Origin of the sequence: Veillonella parvula, assembly GCF_032550495.1 — a bacterium.
GTDB classification, from domain to species: domain Bacteria; phylum Bacillota; class Negativicutes; order Veillonellales; family Veillonellaceae; genus Veillonella; species Veillonella parvula_G.
On sequence record NZ_JAWFZJ010000001.1, the window covers coordinates 839,714 to 849,897 of the forward strand.

Annotated in this window: 9 protein-coding genes and 1 tRNA gene; 2 read left to right on the top strand and 8 right to left on the bottom strand. The window is 37.1% G+C overall.

Annotated elements, in window-relative coordinates:
- Window positions 1–45 precede the first annotated feature (45 nt).
- The 8 genes from pth to E6X37_RS04140 form a co-directional block, all read right to left on the bottom strand.
- Window positions 46–624, bottom strand: a complete 579-nt coding sequence (pth, locus tag E6X37_RS04105; protein ID WP_024060200.1) for an aminoacyl-tRNA hydrolase — start codon at window positions 622–624, stop codon at window positions 46–48.
- 10 nt (window positions 625–634) lie between these two features.
- Window positions 635–1,588, bottom strand: a complete 954-nt coding sequence (locus E6X37_RS04110; protein WP_287528690.1) for a ribose-phosphate diphosphokinase — start codon at window positions 1,586–1,588, stop codon at window positions 635–637.
- Window positions 1,589–1,715: 127 nt separating this feature from the next.
- A complete protein-coding gene (glmU, locus tag E6X37_RS04115; RefSeq protein ID WP_316584475.1) occupies window positions 1,716–3,089 on the bottom strand; it encodes a bifunctional UDP-N-acetylglucosamine diphosphorylase/glucosamine-1-phosphate N-acetyltransferase GlmU in 1,374 nt (457 codons plus the stop codon).
- A 131-nt stretch (window positions 3,090–3,220) separates the two neighbouring features.
- Complete coding sequence (purR, locus tag E6X37_RS04120) at window positions 3,221–4,039, bottom strand: pur operon repressor (RefSeq protein WP_316584476.1); 819 nt, start codon at window positions 4,037–4,039, stop codon at window positions 3,221–3,223.
- A gap of 226 nt (window positions 4,040–4,265) precedes the next feature.
- A complete protein-coding gene (locus tag E6X37_RS04125; RefSeq protein ID WP_024060198.1) occupies window positions 4,266–4,874 on the bottom strand; it encodes a peptidoglycan-binding protein in 609 nt (202 codons plus the stop codon).
- Window positions 4,875–5,136: 262 nt separating this feature from the next.
- Window positions 5,137–6,309, bottom strand: coding sequence for a Na+/H+ antiporter NhaA (gene nhaA / locus E6X37_RS04130; protein ID WP_024060197.1), 1,173 nt, complete (start codon window positions 6,307–6,309; stop codon window positions 5,137–5,139).
- A gap of 35 nt (window positions 6,310–6,344) precedes the next feature.
- A complete protein-coding gene (gene nhaA / locus E6X37_RS04135; RefSeq protein ID WP_004693243.1) occupies window positions 6,345–7,502 on the bottom strand; it encodes a Na+/H+ antiporter NhaA in 1,158 nt (385 codons plus the stop codon).
- 97 nt (window positions 7,503–7,599) lie between these two features.
- Complete coding sequence (locus tag E6X37_RS04140; protein ID WP_008600513.1) at window positions 7,600–8,931, bottom strand: PepSY-associated TM helix domain-containing protein; 1,332 nt, start codon at window positions 8,929–8,931, stop codon at window positions 7,600–7,602.
- A gap of 138 nt (window positions 8,932–9,069) precedes the next feature.
- On the opposite strand from E6X37_RS04140, the gene E6X37_RS04145 reads away from it, so the two are divergent.
- Both E6X37_RS04145 and E6X37_RS04150 read left to right on the top strand, forming a co-directional pair.
- Window positions 9,070–9,143, top strand: a tRNA-Gly gene (locus E6X37_RS04145).
- An 88-nt stretch (window positions 9,144–9,231) separates the two neighbouring features.
- A complete protein-coding gene (locus tag E6X37_RS04150; protein ID WP_004693239.1) occupies window positions 9,232–9,441 on the top strand; it encodes a TOBE domain-containing protein in 210 nt (69 codons plus the stop codon).
- Window positions 9,442–10,184: the final 743 nt, after the last annotated feature.

Genomic DNA, 10,184 nt, shown 5'->3' on the forward strand with positions numbered 1-10,184 from the left:
AAAAGGGCATGAATCTCAATGAGACTCATGCCCTTATGCATGTATTTATCGCTGTGGACGACGTTTAGGATTGAATTGATTCATGCCTTTATCCATACCTACCTCTAAGGTGCCTAATACGGCTTTTACCGTATCCTTAATACCTTTTTGTACCTTCTCTTGCGACTCTTCACTAAATGGTGCTAAAACGTGATCAATGACAGTCCATTGTGGCAATGGACGTCCAATTCCTACGCGGAAACGAGGAAAATTTTCTGTTCCTATATGGGAAATTAAAGATTTAATCCCATTGTGTCCACCCGAACTACCATTTGGTCGAATACGCAACTTACCTATAGGTAAATCCATGTCATCATAGATACAATACACATCAGATGGATCAATTTTGTAGTACCGCATTAACGGTCCTACAGACTCACCACTTAGATTCATAAATGTTTGCGGCTTTACAAGTAATACTTTCTCACCATCTACGGTAATACTGCATACCTCAGCACGTTGCTCCTCTCTCCAAGGCGTGTGAGGGACACTATCGGCTATGGCATCAATAACCATAAATCCAATATTATGTTTTGTCTTTTCGTATTGCTTGCCGGGGTTACCGAGGCCTACTACTAATTTCAAGAATCACCTATTATTTATCAAACAAATTACTTACAGATACTTCATGGAAGATACGCATAATTGCTTCACCCAACAATGGAGCTACGGATAATTGCGTAATATTTGGTAAGTTGCAATTTTCCGGCAATGGAATAGTATTAGTAACGATAAGTTCCTTAATATTGGAATTTGCAATTCGTTCACTTGCCGGATCTGTCAACACTGCATGTGTAACAGCGGCGGTAACGGATTTAGCACCGAATTCTTCCAATGCTTTAGCACCTTCAACCAAGGATCCAGCCGTATCTACGATATCATCGATAACAATACAGTTTTTACCTGCCACATCACCGATGAGATTCATAACTTTAGCCACACCTGGTTCAGGGCGTTTTTTCTCAATGATTGCAATCGGTGCACCAATGCGATCAGCCAAATCACGTGCTCTTGTAACACCGCCAAGGTCAGGAGATACAACGATAACATCTTCCATATTTTTTTCATTAATATATTTAGCCAAAATAGATGCGCCAAACAAATGATCTACAGGCACATCAAAGAAACCTTGAATTTGGCCTGCATGCAAATCAATTGTTACAAGACGTGTAATACCTGCCGTTTGCATCAAATTAGCTACTAACTTAGCTGTAATCGGCTCACGACCGCGAGTCTTACGGTCTTGGCGAGCATAGCCATAGTAAGGAACTACTGCAGTGATATGACGTGCAGAAGCGCGTTTTAACGCGTCAGCCATAACCATGAGTTCCATTAAATTATCATTTACAGGATAGCTAGTTGGTTGAATGATAAATACATCTTTGCCACGTACGCTTTCATCAATCATTATTTGTACTTCGCCATTGTTAAAACGACCTACAAATGCTTCACCTAAAGGCAACCCTAAATAATCACAAATTTCCTTTGCCAATGCAGGATTTGCATTACCTGTGAAAATCTTGAGTTTTTTGCCGTCTTCAAATGCCATTTTGTTACCCTTTCATTTGCTCCTATACTGGTTACTTATCCATAATCTATACATTACAGATACACACTATTGCCTTTTTATTGTATACTATTTTGACCTAATTGTGTTAAAAAATATGAGATTTTTTTTATTTCTTTTTGAAAGTATCCTCTGTTACCCAATTTTCTTTCACAATTTGCTTACTGCGCCCTACAGCCAAGGCCTTATCTGGTACATTTTTAGTAATAGTAGAGCCCGCACCTACATAGCTATAATTACCTACTGTTACAGGGGCAACTAAGTTACTATTACAACCAACAAATGCACCATCACCAATAGTCGTACGATGCTTAACTTTCCCATCATAATTCACGGTAATAGTGCCACAGCCAATATTAACACCGGCCCCAACATCACTATCACCGATATAGGAGAGATGTGGGAACTTGGTACCTTCCCCAACATTAGAGTTTTTAACTTCTACAAAGTTACCTACATGAACCTTGTTACCTAAAACTGTATTTGGACGCAAATGGACATATGGACCTACATCTACACCGTCTTTTACTTCACAGTCATGACCATAAGTAAAGTGGATAATCGTATCATTGCCGACTTTTACATTCGTCAAACGAGTGTGTGGTCCAATTTCACAACGCTCACCAATCACGGTATCACCTTCAAGAATTGTACCAGGATGCAAAATTGTATCTGCACCTACTGTTACCTCAGGAGCCACATAGGTATTTTCAGGATCAATAATTGTTACGCCAGCAGTCATTAACTCAACATTTTTACGATGTTTTAATATAGCTTCAGCCTCTGCTAATTGCAAACGTGAGTTTACACCTAAAGATTCTTCAAAATCCTTAGTCATGTATGCACTTACCTTGTCGCCACCATTTACGAGAATACCAACTACATCAGTAATATACAATTCACCTTGGGCATTATCATCAGATAATTGATCTAAGCAAGGCCATAATTTTTTACTATCAAAAGCGTACATACCTGTATTTACTTCTTGAACCGCTAATTCTTCAGGTTTACCATCTTTCTGTTCTACGATACGAACTACAGAACCCGCTTCATTACGAATGATACGTCCATAACCAGTTGGATCCGGCATATGAGCAGTTAAGATTGTAGCTGCTGCACCGGAATTTTTATGTTCTTCTAAAAGTGCTTCTAAACTTTCTTTTGTAACCAGGGGAGTATCACCGCATAACAATAAGATTGTACCATCATAATCACCAAGTACTGGTTGAGCCATCTTAACTGCATGACCTGTACCATTTTGTTCTTCTTGACGAACAAATTCAGCACGCTCTCCCAAGTAATTTTGTACTGCATCGCCACCAAAACCAACGATAACAACATCGCGATTGGTACCAATGGATTGAACCGTTTCAAGAACGCGTTCTACCATCGCCTTACCGCCGACCTTGTGTAACACTTTTGGCAATTTAGACTTCATACGCGTGCCCTTACCAGCAGCTAAAATAAGGCTTGCAATATTCATAGTAATCTCCTATCTGTTATCTCTTATATCTCTATACCATTTTAAATATTCTTTACGTCATTATTTAGCCCATAGGTCAATACTCAATATAAACCATTATATCAGCCTATAATCTTCCTAATATTAATGATTTACTCTTCATCTAACACAGGCTCTATACTAATTTTCTTTGTATTTTCATCGATACCATAAAAAGTAAATAGTGATTCATAATCATCGATCAATTTCGGACTTGGTTCAGCTGTAGCTACAAGAACACCTGTGCCAACAACGACCCCACTCATTTCAAGAACTAATTCTTTAAGCCCCTTAGCAGTACCGCCAGCTTTCATAAAGTCATCGATAATTAACACTTTCGCATTTGGAGGAATTGCCCGTTTAGTTAGAGTCATAGTTTGAATGCGCCCAGAGGAACCTGTTACATAATTGATACTAATAGCAGAACCTTCTGTTACCTTACTATCACGTCTAGCAATAACAAGTGGTTTATTGAAAGCTCTCGCTACCATTACAGCCAAAGGAATCCCCTTTGTTTCTACAGTCAAAATATAGTCTGGTTCACGGTCCACAAAACGAGTCATAATAATCTCACCCAGACGTGTCATTACATGCCAATCATATAAGATATCAGACATATAAATAAAACCACCTGGAATGATGCGATCTGGCTCCATTAAACGAGCTTGCACATCGCGTAGAATATCGTTCGCTTGTATTCCCTTGCGATGCGGAATAAATCGTACCCCACCAGCTACACCGGCCACCGTTTCTAAGGTCCCCAGTTGAAAGTGTTCCATAGACTGCCTTACACATGTTAAATCTTCACTAACCGTTGATTTAGCCATGCCAAAAAAGTCGCAAAAGTAATTTAAAGGAATCAATTTTTGCGGTGAATCAACTAACAGTTTTGTCATTGCCACCATTCGTTCTACGCGCCGTACTTTATCCATAGGATTATCCTTTACCATTCATCATATAACTATTAAGTATGCTTATTAATTTAACATCATGAGTCATCATCATATATCTATTATTTATTATACCATATTTTCCGAATATTCGAGGTTTTGAATACATTATAATTCGGTAAAAGAAAAACTCTCTAGCATTTTATACAAGAATATGATTGTAGTCTATACATCTATCATATAATCATATAAAACTAGAGAGTTATCATTATAAAATATAAACCTTTACAGATTGACGTCCAAACTGCAATGCTTCTGCACGAGAATCAAAGGCTAAATCAATGCGATGCCCTTTAATAGCACCACCTACATCGTCAGCTACAGCATAGCCATAACCTTCAATATATAATCGCGTTCCCAAAGGAATTAATTTAGGGTCTACAGATACAAGTCCCTTCCGTAGACGACTGCCTGTAGCTGTATATTTTCCGTTGCCAGGATCTTGAGATGAATAGCCACTAGCCTCCATCGTTAAAACTTTAGAGTATTTATTAGGCACTCCATTATGATCGCGTTCTGTGCCATGTCCACCATAACGAGTCTCCATCTTTTCTAAAGCATTCATCGTAGCAGGACCAACACGACCATCTACAGCGAGCCCTTTAGATTTTTGAAATTTTCGAACAGCTTGTTCTGTATTATGACCGTAAATGCCATCTATAGAATCATGTAAAAAACCTTGATGCTTTAACATGGTTTGCACCTTACTAACGTGATGCCCTCGTTGCCCCCGATCAATAGTTTTTGCTAATGATACAGAGGATACCATTACAATCATACAAACAAGCGTACATGCAATAATTATTTTTTTTATCATATACACCTCACCTTACATTAAGTAGTATACTATACAGTTTTAAATAATCTATAAACCATAAAAGTTCTATTAATATCAATAATTCATATATATTAAATTATAGTTATAGTATAGTTTTAAGGGTGTATTACATATATATCATAAAATTATAAGATACCAATGAAAATCTCCATTATATCCTGCAAGAATATTCGCTTAGATTACTTCTAAAGTCGGAAATACTCTTCAGTCTATAATGGAGATTTAATAGTTTTATTCAATTTTAGCAGTTATGGTATACACCAATATGACATTCTTTTCGGTTTGCACCAACAAGTCTTAAGAAGATGTAGCCGAATAATGCAGAGATTAATGAGCCAAGTATAACGCCACCTTTTGCCATTTCTTGAGCGTGACCGGGTTCAAATGCCAAGATAGATACGAAGATACTCATTGTAAAGCCTATACCACATACAATCGCAGTACCATATACATGCTTCCAATTAGCTTCTGTCGGCATTGGTACAAGGCCACATTTCACCATCGCAAATACTGCACCAAAAATACCTATTTGTTTCCCTATAATAAGGCCTAATGCAACACCAAGCACTACAGGATGCGTTAAGTCATTAACAGATACATTACGTAAATCTACACCAGCATTAAAGAATGCAAATATTGGTACAATTAAAAAACTAACCCAATTGGACAATAAATGTTCCCAATGTTGCATTGGGCGAACATACTTACGGCCTCGTTTGCCTTTTGAAGGAATTGTCATAGCTAAGATTACACCAGCCATAGTTGCATGTAAACCAGATTTTAATACACAATACCAAAGGATAAACCCTAGAATGATATATGGTAAAGGTCGTACATATCCTTGCTTATTACAATAGATTAAAGCAGCTACAACTACGACAGCTGCACCTAAATACATCATGTGAATACTTGACGCATAGAAGATTGCAATTACGATGATAGCAATCAAATCATCTATAACGGCAAGAGCTGTTAGAAATACTTTCATTGAATTCGGTACTCTAGAGCCTAATGCAGATATAATACCGATGGAAAATGCAATATCCGTAGCAGTTGGTATTGCCCAACCATGTATATATTCAGAATGAAAACCTGCAATTAAGTAGTAGATAAAAGCGGGCGTTAGAACACCAAATAATGCGGCAATGCCTGGCATCACACGCTTAGCATTAGTATTAAGCTCACCTGATACTAATTCACGCTTAACTTCGAGACCTACAAAAAGGAAGAAGATTGCCATCAATGCATCATTAACCCATTCTAAAATTGTTAGATTACCTATATGGTGATTAACGATTTGAAAGTATTGTTCAGATGATGGAGAGTTCGCTAAAATTAAAGCGAGTACTGTTGCTCCTAGGAGTACAGATGTAGCTGCACCTGGAGAACGTAAGAAAACAAAAATGCGTTCCATTTGAATCCTTTCTATACTTACAAAAGATTATTTTATTAAATTTTACCACGCATCTTGCGTATTTGATAAGCTAAAATTAGGACAATCGCACCTAGCAAGCCTGCCGTGATTGATCCTATAAAGATACCTACCTTAGCCATTTCTTGTGTTATACCTGGTGGGAAAGCCAGTGTAGCAACAAAAAGGCTCATAGTAAAGCCAATACCACACAAAATAGCTGTCCCATAAATTTCAGGCCACGTCGTTTTTGTAGGCATCTTAATTGCCTTAGATTGAACCAAAATGTAGACGGCAGAGAATATACCTAATTGTTTTCCTAAGATTAAACCGAATGAAACACCTATGATTACAGGATGGAATAAATTATCTATGGAAAAATCAGCAAAGGATACACCAGCATTTAAAAAACTAAATAATGGTATAATTAAGAAGTTTACCCAATTGCGTAAAGCATGGGCCCATTCTTCCATAGGATATACTACCTTATCTATAACTTTACCTTTAAAAGGAATTGTCATAGCCAGTACAACACCAGCAATGGTAGCATGCACACCAGATTTTAAAACTAAATACCAAAGAACTAATCCTAGAACACAATACGGAAGTGGTCTTAAATAGCCTTGCTTATTAGTATAAATCAGTAAACCAGTTACAGCCGCAGCAGCTATTAAATCCATAAAATTAACGCCTGCCCCATAAAAGAGAGCAATAACGACTATGGCAATCAAGTCGTCAATAATAGCTAATGCAGCTAGAAAGGCTTTCATCGCTGTAGATACCTTATTACCAAGCATTGTAATAACGCCTATAGCAAAAGCGATATCTGTAGCGGTAGGAATCCCCCAACCATGTCTATATTCTGGCATATATCCAGCCGCAAAATAATACACAATAGCTGGCGTAATAACACCTGCAAATGCGGCTAATACGGGAAGCACACGTTTCGCCTTCGTATCAAGCTCCCCAGAAATCATTTCCTTCTTGATCTCTATACCAACATAAAGGAAAAAAAGAGCCATTAAGGCATCATTTACCCACTCCAGTATAGTCATTGGACCAAGGTGTATTTGCATGACTGCAAAATACTGTGCTGCAATCGGTGAGTTCGCCACAAGAACGCCTAAAATAGCAGCGGACAGCAAGGATATCCCACCAGCAGACTCTGACTGGAAAAATGCTTTTATAAAATTCATAATAACTACCACTTTCTGAGTCATAAATAATAATACGTATTTTTATGTATATAAAAACAACTATATTTATTATTATATCATTTCAGTTCGAAAATAATCAATATTGTTTACTTTCTTTAAGTAAAGAGATAAAAAATACAATAAGTGATACAGTTAAACAAATAGCAGCAATCGTATTCATAACAGGATTTTGCCAAAGTGGTAGAAGCAATCCTATAAGAACAGATATACTACAAAATAATGGTGTACGCCAAATATGCTTTTCCTCTACCGATACTTTAGATAGAATTACATCTGATTTTTTATACTTTCTAATAATAGTCATCATAAGTCCAGTCACGATACCAATAATGAGAACAATATCCCATATAGCCCACAATATCTTCAGAGCCATCGTATTATGATTATGAATATGTAGGTTAATCATAGTCGTCATACCTGTAAAATACCATGGAACTGCTTTAGTAGAAAATCTATCATTACTAGAATCGACATACAAGTTAGCATATACAGGCTGTCCAAGAAACATAGCTGGATCATCATCATTTTCTGCACCTAAATAAAATGCATAATGGTAATTGTTAAACTTAGATGGATAATCCATAGAAATAACTTGTCGATCTGGATATACTTTCATTATACGAGAAATTGCTTCTGATGGTTGCAATATTTCAGATTGTCCAATCGAAAGTTCCTGTTTAGCATTATGAAGTACATCGGCATTATAGTTATCATTTGCAATAAAAAAGCCCCCAATCCATACACCTGTTATACATAATATAAATCCCCAGACCGTTGCAACTATTGAGAATTCACGATGTAATACACCTATTTTCATTTTCTTAGATAAAACAGAGGCTTTAGAATAACTTTTACGAAATGGACCATATAAAAAAATCCCTGAAATAATAGTGAGACTACATAAAAATGATAAGAATGTTACAATATATATGCCAATTTTACCTAAATCTAATCGTGTATGTAATTGATGAAGAGTATGTAACATACTACGAATCCAAGGATGTACAGGAGGCTCATTATGTGAAGTAATCAGTTCTTTAGATATAGGATTATATAAAACATAATCCCCACCCATTCCCATGCGAGCTGGAGGTGCTACCGTAGCCGTAGATTCAATAATACGATACCGTAAAATATGTGTAGCCCCCATAGCAGGGGATATATTCAAAATATCTTTTGATGGATATTTCTGTTTAACAAGTAGTGCCCCCTGATCAGCATACTTAAATATAGATTCTTCATGTTCATTCATCGACATTATAGCTGATGAATGATGTATTGTTCCACCTTGAGCCCATGCATTTAACTCAGTTCGAAACATGAGTACTAATCCTGTAATACAAAACATTAAGAAGAAAATTAAGGAAATGATAGATAACCATTTATGAACTTTATATACTTTTGACATACGAATTCCTCCTTTTCTATTATTTTATACATCTAGATTGAAAGTAATTCAATACATTTACTACTATAGGTATAATCATAGATATATCTATGATTACTTGAATGTATATGTAAATATATGATACAATATTTACATCGTGCGGGCGTAGTTCATCGGTAGAATGCGAGCTTCCCAAGCTTGAGAGGAGGGTTCGATTCCCTTCGCCCGCTCCATATAATTTGTGATGTAATGTATATCACAAATTATATGCAAAATATTATAATATATATACTTTTTGTATTGTTTTTTAAGGAGATATCCATGAAATTAAGTGCAAGAAATCAATTAAAAGGTACTATCGTTGAGATCCAAGAAGGCGCTGTAAATGCAATCGTAAAAATCAACGTAGGTAATAATAATATTGTTACTGCTGACATTACTATTCAATCCGTTAAAGAATTAGGCTTAGCAGTTGGCAAAGAAGTTGTCGCTGTTATCAAATCCACTAGCGTAATGGTTGGTGTAGAATAATAAAGAATTAGAGCTGCTTAGGCAGCTCTTTTTTTGTATATATATTAAATTCCTAATAAGTTGTTATTAATATATAGGCTCTATGATTTTGTGATCATGGGGCTTGTTATTTACATAAATATGGAGTTGCTCAACTAGTTTACGGTTCGATACCATTGGTGCTGCGCACCGCGGTATCGATTAGATAAAGTTTATTTACATATATTTAAAGTAGCTCAACTGCTTTACGGTTCGGTAACATTGGCACGTTGTGCCTCGTTACCGTATGGATTAGTTAGATACTACCATTAGCCGCGGCTTCCTATCAATCCTCACTGTGGATTTCCCTTCTCTGCTTCGCAGCTCGGTAAATCTTACGTTCGGAAGCACTCATATGGTTCGGCTGCGTCGCTTAGCTCTAAGACCTCTTCGGTTGCCCTACTTGCTTCCTCACTGTGGATTTCCCTTCTCTGCTTCGCAGCTCGGTAAATCTTACGTTCGGAAGAAAGCGATGCAGTGAATCTGTCGTCGTTTCACTCCTCCATCTTCTACTGCCCTGCTTTTCCCAGGGTCGTCTTACACGGACACGTACATAGATACAACCTCTACAACCTTGGCTGGAGGCTGCTCTAGTAGGGTTAGCTAGTCGAAGACTAGCAAAAAGAAAAAGGCCTACCTTTAGGTAGACCTTTTTCTTTTAGTCAATCAGCGGCTTCCTATCCTCCCAGGCCGTCTCCAGCCAAGTACTTTCGGCGTTTATGAGC